This window comes from Streptomyces sp. NBC_01216 (genome assembly GCF_035994945.1).
Taxonomy (GTDB): Bacteria; Actinomycetota; Actinomycetes; order Streptomycetales; family Streptomycetaceae; genus Streptomyces.
Window position 1 is genome coordinate 1,986,808 of record NZ_CP108677.1, and the last position, 23,521, is coordinate 2,010,328.

Below are 23,521 nucleotides of genomic sequence, written 5' to 3' on the forward strand. Positions count from 1 at the left end.
TGTGCGAGTCCCGCGACTACTCTATGCGCCATGAAACGCGCCGGATGCCTGCTCTTCGCGACCCTGCCCGTCCTCGTGACGGCGATCGCCTACCTCGTCGCGTCCGACCACCCGGACAGTGACATACCGATGGGGTCGGGCGCTTCCGCGGCGCCCTCTTCCCGCCAGGAGGCGAAGGCCGCCGCGGAGGACCCGGACGACGACGCGGCGGTCGCCGCCATGCCCCCGGGGCTGGCCGCGCCGAAGAAGAAGGAACTGGCGGGCAAGATCGTGGCGAGCGCGGTCAACTCCACGCTCGACTGGCGCACTACGTACGGCTCCGTCAAGGACATCGGAGACGGACAGGGCTACACCGCGGGAATCGTCGGTTTCTGCACGGGCACCCATGACCTGCTCACCCTCGTCGAGCGCTACACCGAGAAGTACCCCGGCAACGGCCTGGCCCGCTATCTCCCCGCCCTGCGCACGGTCGACGGCACGGACTCGCACGAGGGCCTGGACCCCGGCTTCACCGCGGCGTGGAAGGCGGAGGCGAAGGTCGAGGCGTTCCGCGAGGCCCAGAGGGTGGAACGCGACCGCGTCTACTTCGATCCCGCGGTGCGCCTGGCCAAACTCGACGGCCTCGGCACGCTGGGCCAGTTCGTCTACTACGACGCGATGGTCTTCCACGGTCCCGACACCACCGAGAACGGTTTCTACGAACTCCGCGAACGCGCCCTGGCGGAGGCGGACACCCCGGCGGAGGGCGGAACCGAGGAGCACTACCTCGACGTGTTCCTCGACATGCACCGCAGGGCCATCGAGGAGAAGCGCCTGGACCACGACACCAGCCGGGTCGACACGGCCCTGCGGAAGTTCCTCGCAGAAGGCAACCTCGACCTCGACACCCCGCTCCGGTGGACGATCTACGGACAGACGTACCGGATCTGACGGGCCCACGAGTCCGGCGCACGGACCGGCCCGTCGGGCGCACCGGCCGGATGACGGCGTCCGGCACGGCCGGTGGCCGCCGGCCCCGGAAGGGGCACCCCCGGGGGGAGCCGTCCGGCTGGGCGCCGTGCTCAGCCCGCCGTGCCGGGCACCTCTTCGTCGTCCTCCGCGGTCGATACCGTCGCACGCTGCGACGGTATCGTGGCGCGCGCCACGGCCGCACCGTCCTCGCCCCGGGCGGACGCGTCGGAGAGGGTCCCGGAGACCGCGCCCGTGGGCACCGGATCGGCCTCGCCGGGGAGGGACTCCCGGGCGTCCGCGGCGGCGCGGCACTCCGGCGGCTCGATGCTGATCCGCGGCATCCGGCGGTCGAGCCAGCGCGGCAGCCACCAGTTCGCCCCACCCAGCATGTGCATGAGGGCCGGCACGAGCAGGGTGCGCAGCACGAAGGCGTCCAGGGCGACGGCCGCCGCGAGCCCGATCCCGAACATCGCGACGACCCGGTCTCCGCTCAGCACGAAGGCGAGGAAGACGGAGATCATGATGACCGCCGCGGAGTTGATCACCCGGCTGGTCTCCGCGAGGCCGACCCGGACCGCACGACGGTTGTCGCCCGTCTCCAGCCACTCCTCGTACATCCGGCTGACCAGGAAGACCTGGTAGTCCATGGAGAGCCCGAACAGGACGGACACCATGATCACCGGTAGGAAGGGTTCGATCGGTCCCGCGCTGCCGAGGCCGAGGAGCTCGCTGCCCCAGCCCCACTGGAAGATGGCGACGACGACCCCGAAGGCGGAGGCGACGGCGGCCACGTTCATGAGGGCGGCCTTCAGCGGGATGCCGACGGACCGGAAGGCGAGCAGGAGCAGCAGACAGCCCAGCGCGATGACGACGCCCACGAAGAGCGGCAGCTTTCCGACGATGATCTCGGCGAAGTCGTCGTAGGAGGCGGTGACACCGCCCACGTGCACGTCCAGCGAGGTGCCGTTCTCGGCGGCGGGCAGGACGTCCTGCCGCAGCCGGTCGACGAGGTCGCTGGTGGCCTTCGACTGCGGGGAGGAGTCCGGCACGACGGTCAGGACGGCCGTGTCGCCGGCGCCGTTGTAGGTGACCGGTGAGACCGACTCGACGCCGCGGGTGTGCGCCAGCTCCGCGGGGAGGGCGGCGAGGGCGACCCGGTCGTCGGCGCCGTCGATCTCGGCGACCAGGGTGAGGGGTCCGTTGACGCCGGGGCCGAAGCCTTCGGCGAGCAGGTCGTACGCCTGGCGCGTGGTGGCCGTGCCGGGGTTGTTGCCCTGGTCCGAGGTGCCCAGGTGGAGCGAGAAGGTCGGCAGGGCCAGGACCAGCATGACCACGGCGGCGATCCCGCCGAGCAGCTTGGGGTGGCGCTCGACGAAGGCCGACCAGCGGGCCGCGAACCCGGTGGGCAGTTCGGGCTGCGGTCCGTGCTCGGCCAGCTGCCGGCGCTCGCGCCTGCTGAGTGCCCGCATGCCGATGAGTGAGAGCAGCGCGGGCAGCAGGGTGACGGAGGCGGCGACCGTCAGGACGACGGTGAGCGAGGCGGCCAGGGCGACCCCGTTGAGGAAACCGAGCCGCAGGATCAGCATCCCGAGCAACGCGATGCAGACCGTGGCACCGGCGAAGACGACCGCGCGGCCGGTGGTGGCGACGGCGATCCTCGCCGCTTCGTCGACGGGCAGGCCGCGTTTGAGGCCCTTGCGGTGTCGGGTGACGATGAAGAGCGCGTAGTCGATGCCGACGCCGAGACCGATGAGCAGGCCGAGCATGGGGGCGAAGTCGGCGACCGTCAGGACGTGTCCCAGGAGGACGATCCCGGAGTAGGCGGTGCCGACGCTGACGAGGGCGGTGGCGATGGGGAGCGTCGAGGCGGCGAGGGAACCGAAGGCCAGGAAGAGGACGACGGCCGCGACGACGACGCCGACGGCTTCGGCGATGTGGCCGCCCGGCGCCTCGGTCAGGGCGACGGCGCTGCCGCCGAGTTCCACCCGGACACCGTCGTCGGCCGCCTGCCGGGCGGTGTCGACGAGGGCCTGGGCCTCGGTCGCGGGGATGTCGTCGGCCTGTTCACGGAAGGTGACGGTGGCGTAGGCGGTCCGCCCGTCCTGGCTGATCCGGGCCTGGGCCGCGGGGTCGTCCCCGTAGGGGGAGGCGACGGCGGCGATGCCGGGGAGCCGGGCGACCTCGTCGAGCATGCCGGTCATGCGCTGCTCGACGGCACCGGCGCGGACGCTGCCCCGGTCGGTGTGCCAGACGATGGTGTCGCTGTCGCCGCCGGCGCCGTGGAAGCCCTTGCCGAGGAGGGCGGTGGCCCGGCCCGACTCGGTCCCGGGGACCTCGTAGTCGTTGGAGTACGCGCTGCCGGCGAGCGACGCCCCGGCGACGGTGCCGCCGAGCGCGACGAGCCAGAGCAGTACGGCGACGAGGCGGTGCTTGATGCACCACCGTGCGATGGCTGCCAAAGGGGGTGCTCCCTGGGTGGTTCGTGGCTCTTTGATCGAGAACAGCCCGCAAAGAACACATGGACCTACGTCAGGTCACTCTCGCAGCCTTACGTGATCCTTTGCCCCTTTCGTGTCGTTACTCACAGCGGTGCACGGGAGCCCCTTCGGCCTGCCCTTCTCACCCCTGCCCCGGCTCTCCCACCCGCCCCGGCGGCTCCCCCGCCGGCTCCGCGCCGGGTCTGCCGGGTGACCTCCGACCGGGAGCGTGCGTGCCGGGGCGTTTCCGCCCGGTCGAGGACCACCCGGCGGACGCTCAGCCGGAGACGCTCGGGCGGCCGTTCTCGATGTGTCCCATCAGCCTCCTGCGGAAGCCTCCGGGGGCGCTCACCTCGACGTCGTACCAGCCGTGAGCGTCGGCGGCCGAGTGCACGACCCTGCGGGTCCGGCCGGGCTTGACGGTGATCGTGCGGGTCCAGTCGCCGAGGTCGTCCTCGTCGACGTAGCCGAGCGGCCGGACGGTGAAGAAGACCGGGGTGCCGCCGGTGTTGCGGACGATGAGGTGCAGGTCGCGATCATGGTGGTCGATGTGCGAGCGGAGCTCGGCGCCCCCCGCGGCCGGGCCCTCGAACTCGCGGCGGAAGCCGTTCGGGCCGGTGATCGTGAAGCGGTAATGGTCCCCCGGGACGGGGACCTTCCACTGAGCCGTGCCCCGGACGTCCCGGTGCTGGGGGACGGGGAACTCCCCCGCGTAGGGGTACAGGGCGAAGTGCGCGCTCGCCTTCCCCCTGTTGCCGAGCGCGACCGTGACCTCGCCGCGCTCGACCGTCGCGGAGGCGTCCGGCTGATAGGGCAGGGGGCGCGCGGGTCGGCGGCCCGGCTCCTGGACCGGCATGCGCTGGATCGCCGGTGGCTGGGGCCGCCAGCGGCCGGTGAAGGGCGGGACGGCGCCGGGCTGCTCGACCTCGGGCTGCCGGTGGGCACGGTGGAAGTCGAAGGCGGAGGTCAGGTCGCCGGTGACGGCGCGCCGCCAGTCGGTGATCTGGGGCTCCCGGACTCCGGTGAGCTTCTCCAGGAAGCGGATCACCGAGGTGTGGTCGAAGGTCTCGGAGCAGACGTAGCCCCCGACCGACCAGGGGGAGACGACGAGCATGGGGACGCGGACACCCAGGCCGGTGGGCCGCCCCTGCCAGCGCTCGGCGTCGCCGGCGGGATCGCCGGCGGCCGGCACGGGCGGCGGCACATGGTCGAAGAAGCCGTCGTTCTCGTCGTAGTTGATCAGTACGACGGTGTGGCGCCAGACGTCCGGATGCGCGCCGAGGGCGTCGAGCACTCGGTAGACCAGAGAGGCGGAGGCGATCGGGGAGGAGGAGCCGGGGTGCTCGGAGTCGATCGCGGAGGGGACGAGGTACGAGACCTCGGGCAGGGTGCCGGCGGCCACGTCGGCGCGGAAGGCGTCGGCGAGGCCGCCGGTCTCCACCCGGCGCAGTCCGCGCTCGAAGAGGGAGCGCTCGGCGTCCGTGAGGGCGGCGACGCCCTCCTCAAGGGAGTCGAGCAGCGCGGCCCGCTCGGCGGCGTCCCGCGTACCCCGGACGGCGGAGTAGAAGGACTCCATGAAGGTGTGCCCGCCGGTGGGGGCGAGCGCCTTGCGGGCGATCTCCTTGAAGCGGGTGAAGAACTCGATGTTGTTGTCGGTGAAGTTCTCCCACTCGGTGTACGTCTTCCAGGTCCGGCCCGCCGCTTCGAGTCGCTCGGCGTAGGTGGGCCAGGGGTATCCGGGGTGGGTGGCCTCGGCGTAGGCGTCGTTGCCGACGGCCCGTCTGCCGTCGGCCTCGTGGCCGGTCCAGCCGGACCACAGGTGGTTGCGGTTCGGGCTCGTCGAGGTGTGGATGGACGAGTGGTAGGCGTCGCAGACGGTGAAGGTGTCGGCGAGTTCGTAGTGGAGCGGGATGTCGCGCCGGTCGTAGTACGCCATGGTGGCGGCGGTCTTGGCGGTGACCCAGCCGTCCATCCAGCCCTCGTGCCAGGCCGCGGCGCCGCCGTTCCAGGAGTGGTCGAGGGCCCCGATGTACTGGAGGTCCTTCCGCTGGGTCTCGGCCGCGTCGCGGATCGGGAAGGGCAGCACGGTCCGGCCGGCCGTGGCGGGCTGCTCGAACACCGTGGTGCCGGAGGGCAGTTCGACGGCGTTGCGGTCGCCGAATCCGCGGACGCCGCGGAGGGTGCCGAAGTAGTGGTCGAAGGAACGGTTCTCCTGCATCAGGATCACCACGTGCCGGACGGCCGCCAGCCCCCCGGACGGTGGCCCCGCCGCCATCGCGGCCTGCAGGGACGGCGGAAGCAGCGAGCCGGCCGCGGCGACGCCCAGGGCACCGCCGCCCAGGGCGAGAAGCCTTCTGCGGGAAATCTCGGGTGACAAGACCGACCTCCAGTCGACGGCCCATGGTTCGCCTTCGAGCCATTGGGGGGTTCCGCCGGGGACGGTAGTGAGAGCGGATGTCCGCTGGAAGACTCCGTGACGACCTGGTGGTGAACGTCCGAGAGGCCGGGCGGGCGCTCGACGCGTCCGGCCCGGCCTATGTGGACCGGTGTGAGAACGGGGCGCCGACGCGCACGCGAGGGCGGCCGGCACCGGACTTCCGGCGCCGGCCGCCCTCGCGGCTCGTCCGGCGAGGCCGGCTCAGCCCTCGTCAGACGCCCAGGCGCTCCAGGATGAGCTCCTTCACGCGGGCCGCGTCCGCCTGGCCGCGGGTCGCCTTCATGACCGCGCCCACCAGCGCGCCGACCGCCGCGACCTTGCCACCGCGGATCTTGTCGGCGATGGCCGGGTTGCCGGCGATGGCCTCGTCGACGGCCGTGCCGAGCGCGCCCTCGTCGGAGACGACCTTCAGGCCGCGCTTCTCGACGACCTCCTCCGGGCCGCCCTCGCCCGCGAGGACACCCTCGATGACCTGGCGGGCGAGCTTGTCGGTGAGGTCGCCGGAGGCCACCAGCTCGGTCACCCGGGCGACCTGCGCCGGGGTGATGGCCAGCTCGTCCAGGGCCTTGCCCGACTCGTTCGCGGAACGGGCCAGTTCACCCATCCACCACTTGCGGGCCTGGTCCGCGGGGGCTCCCGCATCCGTGGTGGCGACGATCAGGTCGACGGCACCCGCGTTGAGGATCGACTGCATGTCGTGCTCGGAGACGGCCCACTCCTCGCGCAGCCGGTTGCGGCGCAGTCGCGGCAGCTCGGGCAGCACGGCCCGCAGCTCCTCGACCCAGTCACGGGACGGGGCGACCGGGACGAGGTCGGGCTCCGGGAAGTACCGGTAGTCCTCGGCGTTGTCCTTGATCCGGCCCGCCGTGGTGGTGCCGTCGTCCTCGTGGAAGTGCCGGGTCTCCTGCACGATCGTGCCGCCGGAGGTCAGCACGGCCGCGTGGCGCTGGATCTCGAAGCGCGCCGCCCGCTCCACGGAACGGAGCGAGTTGACGTTCTTGGTCTCCGAGCGGGTGCCGAAGGTCGCGGTGCCGTGGGGGCGCAGCGACAGGTTCACGTCGCAGCGCATCTGGCCCTTGTCCATCCGCGCCTCGGAGACGCCCAGCGCGCGGATCAGCTCGCGCAGCTCGGCGACGTACGCCTTGGCGACCTCGGGGGCCCGTTCGCCCGCGCCCTCGATCGGCTTGGTGACGATCTCGATGAGCGGGATGCCGGCCCGGTTGTAGTCGAGCAGCGAGTGCGAGGCGCCGTGGATACGGCCGGTCGCGCCGCCGATGTGCGTCGACTTGCCGGTGTCCTCCTCCATGTGGGCGCGTTCGATCTCCACGCGGAAGATCTCGCCGTCCTCCAGCTGGACGTCCAGATAGCCGTCGAAGGCGATCGGCTCGTCGTACTGCGAGGTCTGGAAGTTCTTCGGCATGTCCGGATAGAAGTAGTTCTTCCGGGCGAAGCGGCACCACTCGGCGATCTCGCAGTTCAGCGCGAGGCCGATCTTGACGGCGGACTCGACGCCGATGGCGTTGACGACCGGGAGGGAGCCGGGCAGGCCGAGACAGGTCGGGCAGGTCTGCGAGTTGGGTTCGGCGCCCAGCTCGGTCGAACAGCCGCAGAACATCTTCGTCTTCGTACCCAGCTCGACATGGACCTCCAGGCCCATGACGGGGTCGTACGACGCGAGGGCCGCGTCGTACGACAGCAGTTCAGTGACGGTCACGGTGAGACTTTCCCTCTCAGCCCAGCAGGACGTCGTCGTCGCCCAGGCGCTTCAGCTCCCGGTACAGGATCGCCAGGCCGGTCGCGATGGCGGCGGCGGACACCGCGGCGTCCATCAGCCGCAGGACGTCGTTGTCGTTACGGGCCAGCTTGATCTGCTTGGCGACGCTGACCGCGCCGAAGGCGGTGCTGGCCAGCGAGATGTACAGGCCGGTCTTGGACTTCTTGAAGTTCTTCGCCTTCTTTGCCATGGCACTCACAGCGACGGAGCCTCCTCGAGCAGCGGGTGGCCCCACTTTTCCACGAAGGCGGCCTCGACGGCGGCGCCGACCTTGTACAGCCGGTCGTCCTTCATGGCGGGGGCGATGATCTGCAGTCCGACGGGCAGGCCGTCCTCCGGCGCGAGGCCGCAGGGCAGCGACATGGCGGCGTTGCCCGCCAGGTTGGTCGGGATGGTGCACAGGTCCGCGAGGTACATCGCCATCGGGTCGTCGGCTCGTTCGCCGATCGGGAAGGCGGTGGTCGGGGTCGTCGGGGAGACGATCACGTCCACGTCCTCGAACGCCCGCTCGAACTCACGGGTGATGAGGGTGCGGACCTTCTGGGCCGAGCCGTAGTACGCGTCGTAGTAGCCGGAGCTCAGGGCGTACGTGCCGAGGATGACACGGCGCTTGACCTCGTCGCCGAAGCCGGCCTCACGGGTGAGCGCGGTGACGTCCTCGGCCGACTTCGTGCCGTCGTCGCCGACCCGCAGTCCGTAGCGCATGGCGTCGAAGCGGGCGAGGTTGGAGGAGCACTCGGACGGCGCGATCAGGTAGTACGCCGAGAGCGCCAGGTCAAAGCTCGGGCAGTCCAGTTCGACGATCTCGGCGCCGAGCTCCCTGAGGAGCGCGACGGACTCGTCGAAACGCTGGACGACACCGGCCTGGTAGCCCTCGCCGCGGAACTGCTTGACGACACCGACGCGCATGCCGGCGACTGAGCCGTTGCGGGCCGCCTCGACGACCGGCGGGACCGGGGCGTCGATGGAGGTGGAGTCGAGCGGGTCGTGGCCGGCGATGGCCTCGTGCAGGAGCGCCGCGTCCAGCACCGTACGGGCACAGGGGCCGCCCTGGTCGAGGGAGGACGAGAAGGCCACCATGCCGTAGCGGGAGACCGCGCCGTAGGTCGGCTTGACTCCGACGGTGCCGGTGACGGCCGCGGGCTGGCGGATGGAGCCGCCGGTGTCCGTGCCGATGGCGAGCGGTGCCTCGTAGGAGGCGAGGGCGGCGGAGGAGCCGCCGCCGGAGCCGCCGGGGATCCGGGTCAGGTCCCAGGGGTTGCCGGTCGGGCCGTAGGCGCTGTTCTCGGTGGAGGACCCCATGGCGAACTCGTCCATGTTGGTCTTGCCGAGGATGACGACGTCGGCGGCCTTGAGGTTCTTCACCAGGGTCGCGTCGTACGGCGGGATCCAGCCTTCGAGGATCTTCGAGCCGACGGTCGTCGGGACGCCGAGGGTGGTGAAGATGTCCTTGAGGGCGAGGGGCACGCCGGCCAGGGGGCCGAGCTTCTCGCCCTTCGCGCGCTTCTCGTCGACGGCGCGGGCCTGCGCGAGGGCGCCCTCGCGGTCGACGTGCAGGAAGGCGTGCACCTTCTCGTCGACGGCCTCGATGCGGGCCAGGTGGGCCTCGGTCACCTCGACGGCGGTGAGTTCGCCGGCGGCGATCCTCCGCGCGATCTCGGCTGCGGTGAGCTTGATGATGTCCGTCATGCTGATCAGTCCTCCCCCAGGATCCGCGGCACCTTGAAACGCTGCTGCTCCTGGGCCGGGGCGCCGGAGAGCGCCTGCTCGGGGGTGAGCGACGGACGGACCTCGTCCGCGCGCATGACGTTCGTCAGCGGCAGCGGGTGGGAGGTCGGCGGAACGTCTTGGTCGGCGACCTCGGAGACGCGGGCGACCGCGCCGATGATGTCGTCGAGCTGACCGGCGAAGTGATCGAGCTCTTCGCCCTTCAGCTCCAGACGCGCCAGCCGTGCGAGGTGTGCGACCTCCTCGCGCGTGATGCCAGGCATGCAGCGATCCTCAGGGGTGAGTGCGTGTGGTGTGAGCCCAATCCTATGGGGCGGCGGGGTCCGACCGTTAAACGGTTCGCGCTCCACCGCCCGGACGGGCCCCGTCCTACTGCACCACCTGGCCCGAGGGCTGCTCGGCCTCCAGCGCCGCGGCCTCCTCGGAAGGGCGGCGCCAGCCGTGTTCGCCACGGGCGCGCAGCCAGGCCGTGGTCTCGGCGGGCGGCATGGCCGCGGCCACCAGCCAGCCCTGGACTGCGTCGCAGCCCAGGTCCCGCAGCCGCTCCCAGGTCTCGTCGTCCTCGACGCCCTCGGCGACGACGAGCAGCCCCAGCGAGTGCGCCAGGTCCAGGGTGCAGCGGACGATCTCGGCGTCCTCGGTGTCCACGGCGAGCCGGGCCACGAAGGAGCGGTCGATCTTCAGTTCGCTGACCGGCAGGCGCCGCAGGTGCACCAGCGAGGAGTAGCCGGTGCCGAAGTCGTCCAGGGACATCTTCACGCCGTGGCCGGTCAGGCCGGCGAGCGTGTCGGCGGCGCGTTGCGGGTCCTCGAGGAGCACGTGCTCGGTTATCTCCAGCTGGAGCGCGCCGGCCGGGACCCCGTGCCGGGCGAGCCGGGCCGCGACCGCGCCGGCGAAGCCGGGCGTGTGGACGTCGCGCGGGGAGACGTTGACCGCGACGGGGACGTTCAGGCCCTGGGCCCGCCACCGGGCGACCTGGGCGAGCGCGGTCTCCAGGACGTACTCGGTGAGGTGCGGCATCAGGCCGGAGGACTCGGCGATGGCGATGAACTCGTCCGGGGGGACGCGCCCGCGCTCGGGGTGGACCCAGCGCACCAGCGCCTCCAGGCCGGCCACCTGGCCGTCGAAGCGGACCTTGGGCTGGTAGTGCAGCTCGACGTCGCCGGCGTCGAGCGCGCGGCGCAGGTCGCCGAGGAGCCCGAGCCGGTCGGGGGTGTTGGAGTCCCGTTTGGACTCGTACACCTCGACGCCGGTGCGGTCGCGCTTCGCCTGGTACATCGCCACGTCGGCGCGGCGCAGCAGGCCCTCGGCGTCGAGGGCGTGGTCCGGGAAGACCGCCACGCCGGCGCTGGCCTCCAGGACGAGGGTGAGGCCGTCGAGGTCGAGCGGGGAGGAGAGTTCGGCGACGAGGTGGCGGGCGACCCGCTGGGCGCTCGTGGTGGAGTCGGCGGCCGGCAGGAGCACGGCGAACTCGTCCCCGCCGAGCCGTGCGGCCTCCGCCCCGCGCGGCAGGGCGAGCTTGAGCCGTTCCGCGATCTGGAGCAGCAGGCGGTCTCCCGCGAGGTGTCCGAGGGTGTCGTTGACCGAGCGGAAGCGGTCGAGGTCGATCAGGACGAGGGCCGACCGGGCCCCCACGCCCTCGGCCTCCTCGAGTGCCGTCCAGGTCCGTTCCAGGAGCCATTGCCGGTTGGGCAGCCCGGTCAGCGGGTCGCGGAGCTGCTCCTCGGCACGGGCGCGGGCGATCCACAGGGTGGAGTCGAGGGCGATGAGCGGGACGGCGAAGAGGGGAAGCAGTACCGGCAGGGAGGCGGCGACCACACAGATCAGCGGCGCGATGCCGAGCAGGGCGACGGCGACGAGACCTTGCCGAAGCAGGGCCGTCCGGGTGGCGGTGGGGAGGGAGGCGCCCTGCGGTGCGAGGGCGTACCAGAGCAGGAGCCGGGTCACCACGAGGTAGGCGCCGGCGGAGAGCGCCACCTCCGGGATGTCGCCGATCGTCCAGTCGAGTGGCTGCCAGGGGCGGTCGACGGACGGGACGTCCCCGAAGGCCGCCAGGACCAGGGCGGCGACGCCGATTCCCAAGACGTCGGCCGCGCCGTGCAGCAGTCCCTGACGCCAGCGGTGGCGGCGGGCGGCGCCGACCAGCACCACGACGGCGAGGGAGACGAGGCCGGCGGGGACCCAGCCGTAGAGGAGCAGGACCGCGAGGGTCAGGGCGGCGCCGGACCCGGTGCCGCCCCACCAGCGGTCGCGGCCGAGCGCGACGAGGTGTCCGACGATGAAGCCGGTGAGAACGGCGAGGGACCAGCCCGCTGCGTCGCCGGGGAACAGTCCCTGTCCGGTGCTCACGCCCTGGTAGAGGCCGACCGCGAGCACGACGGCGGCGACGGCCACCACGGCTCCGGGCAGCCCGGAGGCGATGCCCACGATGGCCGCGCGGCCAGGCGGCCGGGGAACCGGGGCGGCACTCTCGGTCGGTTTCATTCCGTCCCTCTCACAGCCGGCGGTGCCGTTACAACGCGATGGGCCGTTGCCATGCCACCACGACCGCCGGAGCCCCACGCGGCCGTGGTCGACAGACGCACGTCACCACAGTAGGGCGCGGAGCGCTCCGACGGGCGGCGCTCTCCCTCTCTTGCCCGAATGCGGCCCGGTCACCCCTCACCGTCTGGTATGACCCGAACGGGTGATGTGGGGCGGGCGGTTCGGGTGGTACTCAGGGTGAGCCGGTGACCGGAACCGCCGCTTCCCGAGCGGCCTCGGGACCCTGTTCCAGCAGCACCGAGAAGCCGTCCTCGTCCAGAACCGGAACCTTCAGCTGCATCGCCTTGTCGTACTTGGAGCCGGGGTTGTCACCCACGACGACGAAGTCGGTCTTCTTCGAAACGGAACCGGTCACCTTCGCACCGCGGCTCTGGAGCGACTCTTTTGCGCCATCTCTGGTGAACTCCTGCAGGGTGCCGGTCACCACGACCGTCAGCCCCTCCAGCGGACGCGGCCCCCGGTCCTCCTCGGCGCCCTCGTCCTCCAACCGGACCCCGGCGGCCCGCCATTTGCGCACGATCTCCTGGTGCCAGTCCTCGGCGAACCACTGCTTCACCGCCGCCGCGATGATCCCGCCGACCCCGTCGACGTCCGCCAGCTCCTGCTCCGTGGCCTGCTCGATGCGGTCCAGGGAACGGAACTCACGGGCGAGGGCCTCGGCGGCGACCGGACCCACATGACGGATCGACAGACCGTTGATGAAGCGGGCCAGCGGACGGGTCTTGGCCGCGGCGATGTTCTCCAGCATCGCCAGCGCGTTCTTCCGGGGTTCGCCCTTCTGGTTGGCGAAGACGGTGGCGACCTTCGCCTCCCCCGTCTTCGGGTCCCTCTTGGGCAGTCCGCTGTCCTGGTCCAGGACGTACGCCTTGATGGGCAGCAGCCGCTCGATGGTCAGGTCGAACAGGTCGCCCTCGTCGGCCAGCGGCGGCTCGGCGGGCTCCAGCGGGCGAGTGAGCGCGGCGGCGGCGACCGCACCGAAGTTCTCGATGTCCAGGCAGGCCCGACCGGCCAGGTAGAACAGGCGTTCACGCAGTTGGGCGGGGCAGGTCCGCGCGTTGGGGCAGCGCAGATCGATGTCGCCCTCCTTCATGGCCCGTAGGGGTGTCCCGCACTCGGGGCACTCGGACGGCATCACGAACGGGCGCTCGGTGCCGTCCCGCAGGTCGGCGACCGGACCGAGGATCTCCGGAATCACGTCGCCGGCCTTGCGCAGCACGACGGTGTCCCCGATCAGCACGCCCTTGGCCTTGACCACCTCCTGGTTGTGCAGGGTGGCGAACTCGACCTCGGAGCCGGCGACCGTGACCGGCTCCACCTGCGCGTAGGGGGTGACCCGCCCGGTGCGCCCGACGCCCACCTTGATGTCCACCAGCTTGGTGTTGACCTCCTCCGGCGCGTACTTCCAGGCGATCGCCCAGCGCGGGGCCCGTGCCGTGGAGCCGAGCCGGCCCTGCAGCGGGATCTCGTCCAGCTTGACGACGACCCCGTCGATCTCGTGCTCCACGGAGTGCCGGTTCTCCCCGAAGTACGCGATGAACTCCCGCACTCCGTCGAGGGATTCGACCACCCGGTTGTGCCGGGCGGTGGGCAGGCCCCAAGCGCGCAGCAGTTCGTAGGCATGGCTGAGGCAGTCGATGTCGAAGCCCTCGCGTGCGCCGATGCCGTGGACCACCATGTGGAGCGGGCGGGTCGCGGTGACCTTGGGGTCCTTCTGGCGGAGCGAACCCGCCGCCGCGTTCCGCGGGTTGGCGAAGGGCTTGTCACCCGCCTCCACGAGACGGGCGTTGAGCCCCTCGAACGCCTCCATCGGGAAGTAGACCTCGCCACGGATCTCCACCAGGTCGGGGACGCGGTCCCCGTGCAGCCGGTCCGGGACGTCCGCGATGGTCCGGACGTTGGGGGTGATGTCCTCACCCGTGCGGCCGTCGCCGCGGGTCGCCGCCCGGGTGAGCCGCCCGTGCTCGTAGGTGAGGTTGACCGCGAGGCCGTCGACCTTCAGCTCGCACAGGTAGTGGAAGCCGGGCGAGCCGACGTCCCGCGCGAGCCGCTCGGCCCAGGCGGCGAGCTCCTCGTCGTCGAAGGCGTTGTCGAGCGAGAGCATCCGCTCGCGGTGCTCCACGGACGTGAACCCGGTCTCGTACTGCCCGGCGACCTTCTGGGTCGGCGAGTCCGGCGTGCGCAGCTCCGGGTACTCCTCCTCCAGCGCCTCCAGGGCGCGCAGAAGCCTGTCGAACTCGCCGTCACTGACGACCGGCTGGTCCTTCACGTAGTACCGGAAGCGGTGCTCCTCGACCTGTTCGGCCAGGTCGGCGTGCTTCTCCCGCACCTCGGCGGGCAGAGCCCCCTGTTCGACTGCCACCGTTACTCGTCCTCCCGTTGCCTCGAAAACCCGTCACTCAGGGTTGTCCGCGAGCGATCTCGCCGCCCGGGCGCAGTGGGCGAGCGCCGCGCGGGCGTAGGCGGGTGACGCACCCGCGAGCCCGCACGTCGGGGTGATCACGACGGACTCGGTGAGGGTCCCCGGATTCAGCCCCAGTCTGCGCCACAGCGTCCTGACACCCATGACGCTACCGCCCGGGTCGGACAATGCGGCGTCGGTCGACGGCACCATGCCGGTGAAGAGGACGGTTCCGGCCTCGACGGCCTCACCGATCGACTCCTCGTCACGCTCGGTGAGCAGTCCGAAGTCGAACGAGACACCGGCGGCACCGGCCCGCCGTAGCAGCGCGAACGGCACGTCGGGCGCGCAGGAGTGCACGACCACGGGGCCGTCGTGAGCTCCGGACACCTCGCGCAGGGTGCTCTCCACCACCTGCCGGTCGACGGCCCGGTAGGTGCGATATCCGCTCGCGGTACGGACCTGCCCGCGCAGGACGGCCGTCAGGGAAGGCTCGTCGAGCTGGAGGACGAGACGGGCACCCGGGACGCGTCGGCGCAACTCGGCGAGGTGGCCGCGCAGCCCCTCCGCGAGGGAGCCCGCCAGGTCGCGGCAGGCTCCGGCGTCTCCCAGCGCGGCCTCGCCGCCGCGCAGTTCCAGGGCGGCGGCGAGCGTCCACGGGCCCACCGCCTGGACTTTCAAGGGTCCTTCGTAGCCCTGGGTGAACTCCTCCAGGGCGTCCAGGTCCTCGCCGAGCCAGGAGCGGGCGCGCCGGGTGTCCCGACCGGGCCGGTCGCTGACCCGCCAGCCGCTGGGCTCCACGTGCCCGTACATGTCGACGAGCAGTCCGATGGTCCGCCCGATCATGTCGGCACCGGGCCCACGGGCGGGCAGCTCCGCCAGGAAGGGGAAGTCCTCGAAGGAACCCGCCACGGTCTTGGCGGCCTCCCTGGCGTCCCCGCCGGGCATGGATCCGACGCCGGTGGCGGGGCCCCAGGTGAAGGGGGTCTTCTCGTCGCTCGTCTCGCTCACCCGGGAAGCGTACGCGGCGCGGGCCGCACTACCGCCCCGGTCGCACGCTCAGGTCGTTGATCTCGGCGTCGTGCGGCAGGTCGATCGCGGTGAGGATCGCCGTCGCGACCGACTCGGGGTCGATCCAGCGCGAGGGGTCGTACTCCTTCCCCTCCTGGGCATGCACCTTCGCCTGCATGGGGCTCGCGGTCCTGCCCGGGTAGACCGAGGTGACCCGTACTCCGTGGGCGTGCTCCTCGTGGCGCAGGGCGTCGGCGAGAGCCTTGAGGCCGTGCTTGGAGGCCGCGTACGCACCCCATTCGGCGTGGGCGTTGAGCCCGGCGCCCGAGTTCACGAAGACGACGTGTCCCTTGCAGACGCGCAGTTGCGGCAGGAAATGCCGGGTCAGCTCGGCCGGGGCGACGAGGTTGACGTTCAACTGGTGGTGCCAGGTCTTCGGGGTGAGCTCACCGACCGGCCCGAGGTCGACGACACCCGCGATGTGCAGCAGCGTGTCGACCCGCTCGGGCAGCGTCTGGTGGGAGAACGCCCAGGACAGCCGGTCGGGATCGGCGAGGTCCCCCACCAGCGTCCGGGCCCCGGGGAATTCGGCGGCCAGTTCCTTGGCCCGCCCCGCGTCGCGGGCGTGCAGCACGAGTTCGTCACCACGGGCGTGAAGGCGCCGCGCGACGGCCGCGCCGATGCCGGAGCCGGCTCCGGTGATCACATGAGTTGCCATGGGAGCCATGCTCCCACCCGCGCTCAGGAAGAGGCGGGGGCGGGAGCCGCGGCCGACCAGAAGTCGGAGCGCACGTTCGGGGTCGGGATCTGACCGAGGGGGTAGGCGGGGCCGTTGGGCTTCGTCGTGGGCTCGGCCACCTCGGACTCCGTGACGCAGGGGGTGGCGACCTCGAAGAACGCCTGCCCTTCGTGCCCGAACACCACGCTGATCCCGAATCCCTCCGTAGAGACGGCGTAGAGACGGGGGCGCTCCGCGCTGGGGTGCGTCGCCGTGATCTCGTAGCCACTCTTGATCCAGAACCGTTCAATGACGCCAAGGAAGCTGCCACGCCGCTGCGGCGCGATGACGGTCATCACCGTCCGACGCCGGGACAGGTCACAGCTCCCGGCGGTGGTCGTGCCGTGCACCCACACGATTTCCGGCGTGATCGCCCTGATCGTTGCGTCGAGCATGGCGTCTGCACGCTCCGCCGCTCCTTGCATGTTCATGCGCTCCACCGATCCACTTCTGTCCTTCGAGTCGCCCGACGGCCCGCACGCAGCGAGCAGCCCGGCTGTCACGACGACCGCGAGCAGGGTTCGAACGGTCCGTGCCATGCCCGTCATCGGTGCTTCTCCCTCACGATGTCCTCGGGATGTCCGCCGACGATCGTCGCGATGTTGTCCGCGGAGATTTGGTCCTTCGCCGGTGTGAAGTACTGCGAGTGGGCATCGAACCCGCCACCCTCGAGGACCATCCTCGGTCCGTCATCGACCTTGAAGCGGCGGGCTCCGAACGCCTCGCTCGCCGGGTCCTTGCCGAAGTACACGTCGTCGTCGCCGATGTCGAAGAGATCCCGGCCGGCCAGGACGCCCACCGGGCCTCCCAGCACCCAGCCGAGCGCCGCCTCGCCCTTCGTCGGCAGGTGGGTGACCGGGTCGTTGTCGGCCGCGCCGACGAAGACGTGGTCCTTGCCGACCCCGAGCTCCGTCGCCTTCTGCGCGTCCACGCCAGGGCTTCCGAGGAGAATGACGTCGTCCACTCCCGGGATCCCACCGGACCGCTGGGCCGCCACGCCGACGGTGAGGGAGCCGTAGGAGTGGCCGATCGCCGTCACATGAGGGTCCTGGTTCTCGTTGGTCGCCGAGAGCCCCGCCATGAACTGGTTGTACGCCGGGGCTCCGCGTTCGGCGTCGCCCTTCGACATGACGTCGACGTTCTGCGGGGCGTCGTAGCCGAGCCAGACGATCGCGGCACTGGACGGGTCCACGATCCGCGCGCCGACGGCCGTGTCCTGCGCCCGCTTCATCGTGTCCTTGGCGAACTCATCGTCGAGCTTGGTGCCCAGGCCCGGTACGTACGCCGAGACGTTCTTCGCGGAGTCCGGGTTGCCGTACGCGACGATCGCACGCCCGTTTCCCTCGTCGCCGATGCCGAGAAGGAACATGGGCGGGTCACTCGGCTTGTTCAGCTTGTCCTGGATCAGGCGGAGGGCGTCGAGCTTGGTCCCCGCGTCGTCGCCGCCCCGGCGTGCGAGATCGTCCATGAGGACCGGCAGGTAGGCGCGGTTCGCCTCGTCGCGGGCGACGGCAGGGATTCCGTCCAGGCCGCCGATCAGGTCGGGCGCGATCTCCAGGTACTCCTGGCGCTGTTCGTCGGTCAGCCCGTCCCACCACTGCTTGCGCTCGGCGGGGCTCCTGTCCTCCGGAACCGCTTCGCCGAGGTACGTGCCGGCGGTGGAGCGGACGTCCGCGGTGTCCCGGCGGACGTCCTTCAGCGTGGCCTCGGTGACGTCGAGTCCCTTCTCCGCCTTGAGGCCGGCGAGGGTCTTCGCGTACCGGGCGTCGATCTCGGCCGCGGACCGTACGGCGCGGGCGACACGGTCCGCCACGTCCTGTGCCTTCGCCGCGTTCGGATTGACCGGCGTGAAGCCCGAGTAGCCCGGGTACAGCGGCGACTGCCCGCCGACGCCGAAGCCGGGCGGCTCCAGCGGGAGGCGGGCGCTCCCCCGCACGCTGCTGCCCGGGGCCTCCTTCCTCGCACCGGTCAGGTCCTCGACCTCGGCGGCCGGGTAGCTGACGGAACCGTCCTCGTGGACGGTGAAGTCGAGGGCCGCGGCGTCGGCGAGGGCCTGCTTCAGTTGGTTCTGCGGCTCGGCGAGGTCGGCGGCGAGGCCGTTGAGCGTGGTGCGGACGAGCCCGCTCTCGGTGTGCACGTAGCGGAAGTTGCGGCTCAGCCGCCGGAGCCTGCCGAGCGCCGCCTCCGCCGACTCGCTCTCCTGGGTCTCGCGCAGCTTCGCGGACATCGCGCGGTCCACCCGCACGCGGTCGGCGTCCGCACGGCCCGAGACCTCGTTCCACGTGTCGCCCGTGTCCGTGAACTCGGAGACCTTGAGGTCGCGCAGCTGCTGCCAGGTGAGAGTCCCCGTCATCGCCTGCCGCCCGCCGAGCCTGAGGAACCGTCGGCGGAACGGTCGGCGCCCGCGAAGGACTTCCTGATCGCGACCTCGGTCTCGCCCATCTCCTTGGCCACGGTGCGCAGGCTCCCCGTGAGCTGTTCGCACTCGTCCCGTACGGCCGAGAGACGTTCCTCCCAGGACGTCAGCACGGCGCGCAGGGACCCGGCGGAGGCGAAGCCGGCGGCTGCCGTCCCGATGCCCTCGTGCCCGGGGCCGAGCGCCGACCGGCTCGTCTCCGTGCTGGTACGCAGGTCCGCGGCGGTGGCGGAGGCGCTGGTCCAGGGACCGCCGCTGTGCTTGAGCTTGTCGCCGCCACCCCCGGCTGTGCCCGGTTCAGGGGCCGTCGAGGCGAGGCTCATGACGGCCCCTCCCCCGTCGGCCGTGCCGAACAGTTCCTGCCAACGTTCCGAGTACGACACCGCTCCCCCGTTCGATCCGCGTTCGTTTCCGCGTTTCGCAAAACTAGCGCAGCGCATGATCGTGTACGCAGTCGGCGAGGGGCTCCGGGCGGAGAATTCGCTTCATCCCGTAGCAGGGGCTCCGAGGGGGCGCAAGAGTGCCCGTACGCACCCCGCGGGATCAGCCGGTGGGTCGCGCGGCTCAGACCGCCCTCGACTCCGGACAGGCGAGGGCGGTGCGGGCGAGGGCGGTGGTGACGTCGTCGGTGAGGAGCGCGAGCGGCCCCGGCGGACCGCCGGGGCCGGGTCCCGGGGAGCTCAGGCCGTCGTCGTGGCCGTCGTGTGGCGGGTCGTCGTGGCGATCGTGGCGGAGCCCACCACGCGCGTGCCGTCGTACAGCACGATCGCCTGGCCGGGCGCCACGCCGCGGACCGGCTCGGCGAAGGCGACCGCCAGCTCACCGCCCCGCAGCGAGGCCGTCACCCCGGTCTCGCCGCCGTGGGCGCGGAGCTGGGCGGTGTAGTGGCCCTCCCCTTCGGGTGCGGTGCCGCACCAGCGCGGCTTGATCGCGGTGAGCGCGGTGACGTCGAGCGCCTCGGCCGGTCCCACGGTCACCGTGTTGTTCACCGGCGAGATGTCGAGGACGTAGCGGGGCTTGCCGTCCGCGGCAGGGTGTCCGATCCGCAGGCCCTTGCGCTGGCCGATGGTGAACCCGTAGGCGCCTTCGTGGCTGCCGACCTTCGTACCGGTCTCGTCGACGATGTCGCCCTCCGCCTTGCCCAGCCGGGAGGCGAGGAAGCCCTGGGTGTCGCCGTCGGCGATGAAGCAGATGTCGTGGCTGTCGGGCTTCTTCGCGACCGCGAGCCCGCGCCGTTCGGCCTCCGCCCGGATCTCGTCCTTGGTGGTCAGCGTGTCGCCCAGCGGGAACATGGCGTGCGCCAGCTGCTTCTCGTCGAGCACCCCCAGCACGTACGACTGGTCCTTGGCCATGTCGGAGGCGCGGTGCAGCTCGCGGGTGCCGTCCTCGCGCGGGACGACCGTCGCGTAGTGGCCGGTGCAGACCGCGTCGAAGCCGAGGGCGAGGGCCTTGTCGAGCAGTGCCGCGAACTTGATCTTCTCGTTGCAGCGCAGGCACGGGTTGGGAGTGCGGCCCGCCTCGTACTCCGCGACGAAGTCGTCGACCACGTCCTCGCGGAAACGCTCGGCGAGGTCCCAGACGTAGAAGGGGATGCCGATGACGTCCGCCGCCCGTCGGGCGTCGCGGGAGTCCTCGATGGTGCAGCAGCCGCGCGCGCCGGTGCGGAAGGACTGCGGGTTCGCGGAGAGCGCCAGGTGGACCCCGGTCACGTCGTGCCCGGCTTCGGCGGCCCGGGCGGCGGCGACGGCGGAGTCCACGCCGCCCGACATGGCGGCCAGGACACGGAGGGGGCGGGAGGGAGTCGTAGTCATAGCCCTACCAGGGTACGGGGCGTCGGGAACCGTGGTCGCGTGCGTAAGCGTTGATGATCACATGGGGAGAGAGAAAGCCACGAGGGGGGTCGGGCGCCGCGCGGTGCTGCTCGGCGGCGGGGTCGCGGTGGCCGGCACGGCCGTACTGGCCCGGGAGGAGCTGCTCCGTGCCTGGTGGCGGCTGCCGGGCACGCGGAGGAAGCGGGTGGAGGGCGAGCTGGACTACCGGAGCGCGGAGTGGACGACGGCGGCGCGGGCGAACTGGCGGCGGGCCGACCGGCCCGACGACTACGTCATCGACCGTGTGGTGATTCACGTCGTCCAGGGCAGCTACGGCAGCGCCCTGAAGGCGTTCAAGAACCCGGGGCACGGTGCCGCCACGCACTACGTGGTGCGCAAGGACGGGCATGTGACGCAGATGATCCGCGAGCTCGACGTGGCCTTCCACGCCGGGAACCGCGACGTGAACGAGCGGAGCGTCGGCATCGAGCACGAGGGCTTCGTGGACCGGCCCCGGGACTTCACGGCGGCGATGTACGCGGGATCGGCCCGGCTGACCGCGGACATCTGCTTCCGCTACGAGCTCCCCGTCGACCGGGAGCACATCATCGGGCATGCGGAGGTCGAGGGGACGGACCACACCGACCCCGGTCCGCACTGGGACTGGCCGCGCTACCTGAAGCTCGTGAAGGCGGAGTCCGCCAGGCTCAGCTGAGGCCGGCGGTGCGGGCCCGTTCGACGGCCGGTCCGATCGCCCCGGCGACCGCCGCCACGTCCTCCTTGGTGGAGGTGTGGCCGAGGCTGAAGCGCAGGGTGCCGCGGGCCAGGTCCGGGTCGGTGCCGGTGGCGAGGAGCACATGGCTGGGCTGGGCGATGCCCGCGGTGCAGGCGGAGCCCGTCGAGCACTCGATGCCCTGGGCGTCGAGCAGCAGGAGCAGGGAGTCACCCTCGCAGCCGGGGAAGGTGAAGTGGGCGTTGGCGGGGAGCCGGTCGACCGGGTCGCCGCCGAGGATCGCGTCCGGGACGGCGGCGAGGACGGCCGCGACCAGGTCGTCGCGCAGGGAGCCGATCTCCCGGGCGAAGTCCTCGCGCCGTTCGGCGGCGAGGCCACCGGCGACGGCGAAGGCGGCGACGGCGGGCACGTCGAGGGTGCCGGAGCGCACCCGGCGCTCCTGCCCGCCGCCGTGCAGGACGGGCACGGGGCTCTGATCGCGGCCGAGCAGCAGCGCGCCGATGCCGTAGGGACCGCCGATCTTGTGGCCGGAGACGGTCATGGCGGCGAGCCCGGAGGCCGCGAAGTCGACCGGAATCTGACCGAGGGCCTGCACGGCGTCGGAGTGCAGCGGCACGTCGAACTCGAGCGCGACGTCCGCGAGTTCCCGGACGGGCATGATCGTGCCGATCTCGTTGTTCGCCCACATCACGGTGGCGAGCGCGACGTTCCCCGGGTCGCGGGCGATGGCCTCGCGCAGGTCGGCGGGGTGGACCCTGCCGTACCGGTCGACGGGCAGGTACTCGACCGTGGCGCCCTCGTGGGTGGCGAGCCAGTCGACGGCGTCGAGGACCGCGTGGTGCTCGACGGGGCCGCACAGGACACGGGTGCGACGGGGCTCGGCGGCACGCCGGGCCCAGTACAGACCCTTGACCGCGAGGTTGTCGGCCTCGGTGCCGCCGGAGGTGAGGACGACCTCGCTGGGCCGGGCGCCGAGTGCCGCGGCGAGTGTCTCCCGGGCCTCCTCGACGGTACGGCGCGCCCGTCGTCCGGCGGCGTGCAACGAGGAGGCGTTGCCCGTGACGGCGAGGTGGGCGGTCATCGCCTCGATCGCCTCGGGAAGCATGGGCGTGGTGGCCGCGTGGTCGAGGTAAGCCATGGTGGGTCGATTCTACGAGGCCGCTGTCGCGCCTCGGGCCCCTGGCCGGTTTGCACCCCCGGCGCACGGCGACCACCCGGGCGGGACGGCCGCGCGCCCCGCCTCGGGCATGCCTGTGCCGCCGGGACCTCATGGCGAAGCGCCGGGAGCGTCCTGAGGTGTCCGCGCGGACCGTCCTGCGGCGCCGCGCGTCATCGTCCGGCCGGGGACTCGGCGACGGAGCCCGCCGCCGGGCGCGGGGACAGCGCCCGCGCCAGGGAAGGGGTGCTGAGGGCGAACATCGTCACGCCCAGCGGCACATGGGGTGAAGGCAGGTGGGCCGTGCGGCGGGGTCGCCGCCCGCACGGAGCCTGCGGTGATCCGCGGGGAGGCGCACCGGCGCGAGCGGCGACGACCGTCCGGAGCGGGGCGCCGTTGCCGTTCTCGTTGCCGTTGCCGTTGCCGTTGCCGAGTGAGCGCCCCTCCTGGGGGCTAAGCGCGCGGCGCGCGGGCCAGCTGGCGGGACTGGGCCACGAGACGGTCGGCGCTGTCCCAGACCTCCGCGTCCTCCTCCAGGAAGCCGCCCGCGAGGTTCCGGGTGGTGATGGAGACGCGCAGCGGGCCGGGGGCCGGGCGGCAGCGGATGTGGGTGGTCAGCTCGACCGTGGGGGTCCAGCCCTTGAGGCCGAGTTCGAAGGCGGTCGGCGGCATCGCGTCGACGGTCAGCAGCAGCGGCAGCGCGTCGGGCTCGCGGCCGTCGGCGAGGCCGAACCAGCCGCGCATCTCTCCCTTGCCCGAGGGGGCGCCGACGGCCCAGCCGACGGTGGCCGGGTCGAGCCGGAGGTCGAGCCGGTCGGTGATCGCGGAGGAGCCGGGGATCTCCGGCCGGGGGCCGTCGGAGGCGCCGAAACACTGCTCGATCGGGGCGATGGCCGGGGGGCCCACCGCGGTGCGGACGTCGTCGGTGAGCGTGTCGAGGTCTCCGTACGAGGCGAGGACGCGGATGCGCTCGACCTCGGCGCCGTCGGCGTCGTACTGGACGAGCGATGCCTGGCCGGTGGAGAGCGTGCGGCCGGTACGGACCGTCTCCGTGCGGATCACCGCGGGACCCGGGGTGGACGGCGTGAGGTAGTGCGCCGAGATCGTGAAGGGGTCCGGGTGCGGGAGGTGCTCCCCGAGTGCCCTGCCGAGCAGGGAGAGCAGATATCCGCCGTTGACGGCCGAGATGATCGTCCAGCCGGCGGAGAGGTAGGCGTCGTAGACACCGGGGGTGCGCAGGGTGACGGCGGTGTCGCGGTCGAACTCGCTCGTCGTCTCGATGCTCGTGCTCATGGTCCTGAAGGTAC

Annotated in this window: 18 protein-coding genes; 2 read left to right on the forward strand and 16 right to left on the reverse strand. The window is 72.0% G+C overall.

From position 1 onward, the window contains the following. Window positions 1-30: 30 nt before the first annotated feature. Window positions 31-930, forward strand: a complete 900-nt coding sequence (locus tag OG393_RS08335) for a chitosanase (RefSeq protein WP_327373987.1) — start codon at window positions 31-33, stop codon at window positions 928-930. A gap of 131 nt (window positions 931-1,061) precedes the next feature. On the opposite strand, the gene OG393_RS08340 is transcribed toward OG393_RS08335, so the two are convergent. The 14 genes from OG393_RS08340 to mnmA form a co-directional block, all read right to left on the reverse strand. Further along, window positions 1,062-3,410 (reverse strand): MMPL family transporter, encoded by a 2,349-nt coding sequence (locus OG393_RS08340; protein ID WP_327373988.1) that lies wholly within the window; start codon window positions 3,408-3,410, stop codon window positions 1,062-1,064. 295 nt (window positions 3,411-3,705) lie between these two features. Continuing rightward, the gene (locus OG393_RS08345; protein ID WP_327373989.1) at window positions 3,706-5,805 is read right to left on the reverse strand and encodes a phosphocholine-specific phospholipase C; all 2,100 of its coding nucleotides are present in this window, start codon (window positions 5,803-5,805) and stop codon (window positions 3,706-3,708) included. 271 nt (window positions 5,806-6,076) lie between these two features. After that, window positions 6,077-7,579 carry an Asp-tRNA(Asn)/Glu-tRNA(Gln) amidotransferase subunit GatB gene (gene gatB, locus OG393_RS08350; RefSeq protein WP_327373990.1) on the reverse strand — a complete coding sequence of 501 codons (1,503 nt, stop codon included), beginning with the start codon at window positions 7,577-7,579 and terminating at the stop codon, window positions 6,077-6,079. A gap of 16 nt (window positions 7,580-7,595) precedes the next feature. Then, window positions 7,596-7,829, reverse strand: coding sequence for a hypothetical protein (locus OG393_RS08355; RefSeq protein WP_327378355.1), 234 nt, complete (start codon window positions 7,827-7,829; stop codon window positions 7,596-7,598). Window positions 7,830-7,834: 5 nt separating this feature from the next. Beyond that, window positions 7,835-9,328 carry an Asp-tRNA(Asn)/Glu-tRNA(Gln) amidotransferase subunit GatA gene (gene gatA, locus OG393_RS08360; RefSeq protein ID WP_327373991.1) on the reverse strand — a complete coding sequence of 498 codons (1,494 nt, stop codon included), beginning with the start codon at window positions 9,326-9,328 and terminating at the stop codon, window positions 7,835-7,837. Between the two features lie 5 nt (window positions 9,329-9,333). After that, on the reverse strand, window positions 9,334-9,630 hold the full coding sequence (gene gatC, locus OG393_RS08365) for an Asp-tRNA(Asn)/Glu-tRNA(Gln) amidotransferase subunit GatC (protein ID WP_028813792.1): 297 nt from the start codon (window positions 9,628-9,630) through the stop codon (window positions 9,334-9,336). Between the two features lie 106 nt (window positions 9,631-9,736). After that, complete coding sequence (locus OG393_RS08370) at window positions 9,737-11,851, reverse strand: putative bifunctional diguanylate cyclase/phosphodiesterase (RefSeq protein ID WP_327373992.1); 2,115 nt, start codon at window positions 11,849-11,851, stop codon at window positions 9,737-9,739. Between the two features lie 232 nt (window positions 11,852-12,083). Then, complete coding sequence (gene ligA / locus OG393_RS08375) at window positions 12,084-14,270, reverse strand: NAD-dependent DNA ligase LigA (protein ID WP_327373993.1); 2,187 nt, start codon at window positions 14,268-14,270, stop codon at window positions 12,084-12,086. 33 nt (window positions 14,271-14,303) lie between these two features. Further along, complete coding sequence (locus OG393_RS08380) at window positions 14,304-15,320, reverse strand: methionine synthase (protein WP_327373994.1); 1,017 nt, start codon at window positions 15,318-15,320, stop codon at window positions 14,304-14,306. Window positions 15,321-15,348: 28 nt separating this feature from the next. Then, window positions 15,349-16,047: an SDR family oxidoreductase gene (locus OG393_RS08385; protein WP_327373995.1), complete on the reverse strand. Its 699-nt coding sequence runs from the start codon at window positions 16,045-16,047 to the stop codon at window positions 15,349-15,351. Window positions 16,048-16,061: 14 nt separating this feature from the next. Then, window positions 16,062-16,646 carry a hypothetical protein gene (locus OG393_RS08390; RefSeq protein WP_327373996.1) on the reverse strand — a complete coding sequence of 195 codons (585 nt, stop codon included), beginning with the start codon at window positions 16,644-16,646 and terminating at the stop codon, window positions 16,062-16,064. Beyond that, window positions 16,643-18,451 (reverse strand): alpha/beta hydrolase, encoded by a 1,809-nt coding sequence (locus OG393_RS08395; RefSeq protein WP_327373997.1) that lies wholly within the window; start codon window positions 18,449-18,451, stop codon window positions 16,643-16,645. Before OG393_RS08395 ends, OG393_RS08390 begins: the two co-directional genes overlap by 4 nt. After that, window positions 18,448-18,837 carry a hypothetical protein gene (locus OG393_RS08400; RefSeq protein ID WP_327373998.1) on the reverse strand — a complete coding sequence of 130 codons (390 nt, stop codon included), beginning with the start codon at window positions 18,835-18,837 and terminating at the stop codon, window positions 18,448-18,450. The genes OG393_RS08395 and OG393_RS08400 overlap by 4 nt, the downstream gene beginning before the upstream one ends. A gap of 357 nt (window positions 18,838-19,194) precedes the next feature. Then, window positions 19,195-20,325, reverse strand: a complete 1,131-nt coding sequence (gene mnmA, locus OG393_RS08405) for a tRNA 2-thiouridine(34) synthase MnmA (RefSeq protein WP_327373999.1) — start codon at window positions 20,323-20,325, stop codon at window positions 19,195-19,197. Between the two features lie 61 nt (window positions 20,326-20,386). Here mnmA and OG393_RS08410 point away from each other — a divergent pair, with 61 nt between their 5' ends. Further along, a complete protein-coding gene (locus OG393_RS08410) occupies window positions 20,387-21,040 on the forward strand; it encodes an N-acetylmuramoyl-L-alanine amidase (protein WP_327374000.1) in 654 nt (217 codons plus the stop codon). Here the strand turns inward: OG393_RS08410 and OG393_RS08415 are convergent. Together OG393_RS08415 and OG393_RS08420 are read right to left on the reverse strand one after the other, a co-directional pair. Beyond that, window positions 21,033-22,196 carry a cysteine desulfurase family protein gene (locus OG393_RS08415; protein WP_327374001.1) on the reverse strand — a complete coding sequence of 388 codons (1,164 nt, stop codon included), beginning with the start codon at window positions 22,194-22,196 and terminating at the stop codon, window positions 21,033-21,035. The genes OG393_RS08410 and OG393_RS08415 overlap by 8 nt on opposite strands. A 471-nt stretch (window positions 22,197-22,667) precedes the next feature. Next, on the reverse strand, window positions 22,668-23,507 hold the full coding sequence (locus OG393_RS08420) for a thioesterase family protein (protein WP_327374002.1): 840 nt from the start codon (window positions 23,505-23,507) through the stop codon (window positions 22,668-22,670). Window positions 23,508-23,521 lie beyond the last annotated feature (14 nt).

What these genes read in the sequence shown, in the direction of transcription:
- OG393_RS08335 (WP_327373987.1), top strand. Translation starts at nt 31, where the DNA reads ATGAAACGCGCCGGATGCCTGCTCTTCGCGACCCTGCCCGTCCTCGTG.
- OG393_RS08355 (WP_327378355.1), bottom strand. Translation starts at nt 7,829, where the DNA reads ATGGCAAAGAAGGCGAAGAACTTCAAGAAGTCCAAGACCGGCCTGTAC.
- gatA (WP_327373991.1), bottom strand. Translation starts at nt 9,328, where the DNA reads ATGACGGACATCATCAAGCTCACCGCAGCCGAGATCGCGCGGAGGATC.
- gatC (WP_028813792.1), bottom strand. Translation starts at nt 9,630, where the DNA reads ATGCCTGGCATCACGCGCGAGGAGGTCGCACACCTCGCACGGCTGGCG.
- OG393_RS08370 (WP_327373992.1), bottom strand. Translation starts at nt 11,851, where the DNA reads ATGAAACCGACCGAGAGTGCCGCCCCGGTTCCCCGGCCGCCTGGCCGC.
- OG393_RS08385 (WP_327373995.1), bottom strand. Translation starts at nt 16,047, where the DNA reads ATGGCTCCCATGGCAACTCATGTGATCACCGGAGCCGGCTCCGGCATC.
- OG393_RS08390 (WP_327373996.1), bottom strand. Translation starts at nt 16,646, where the DNA reads ATGACGGGCATGGCACGGACCGTTCGAACCCTGCTCGCGGTCGTCGTG.
- OG393_RS08395 (WP_327373997.1), bottom strand. Translation starts at nt 18,451, where the DNA reads ATGACGGGGACTCTCACCTGGCAGCAGCTGCGCGACCTCAAGGTCTCC.
- OG393_RS08400 (WP_327373998.1), bottom strand. Translation starts at nt 18,837, where the DNA reads ATGAGCCTCGCCTCGACGGCCCCTGAACCGGGCACAGCCGGGGGTGGC.
- mnmA (WP_327373999.1), bottom strand. Translation starts at nt 20,325, where the DNA reads ATGACTACGACTCCCTCCCGCCCCCTCCGTGTCCTGGCCGCCATGTCG.
- OG393_RS08410 (WP_327374000.1), top strand. Translation starts at nt 20,387, where the DNA reads ATGGGGAGAGAGAAAGCCACGAGGGGGGTCGGGCGCCGCGCGGTGCTG.
- OG393_RS08415 (WP_327374001.1), bottom strand. Translation starts at nt 22,196, where the DNA reads ATGGCTTACCTCGACCACGCGGCCACCACGCCCATGCTTCCCGAGGCG.
- OG393_RS08420 (WP_327374002.1), bottom strand. Translation starts at nt 23,507, where the DNA reads ATGAGCACGAGCATCGAGACGACGAGCGAGTTCGACCGCGACACCGCC.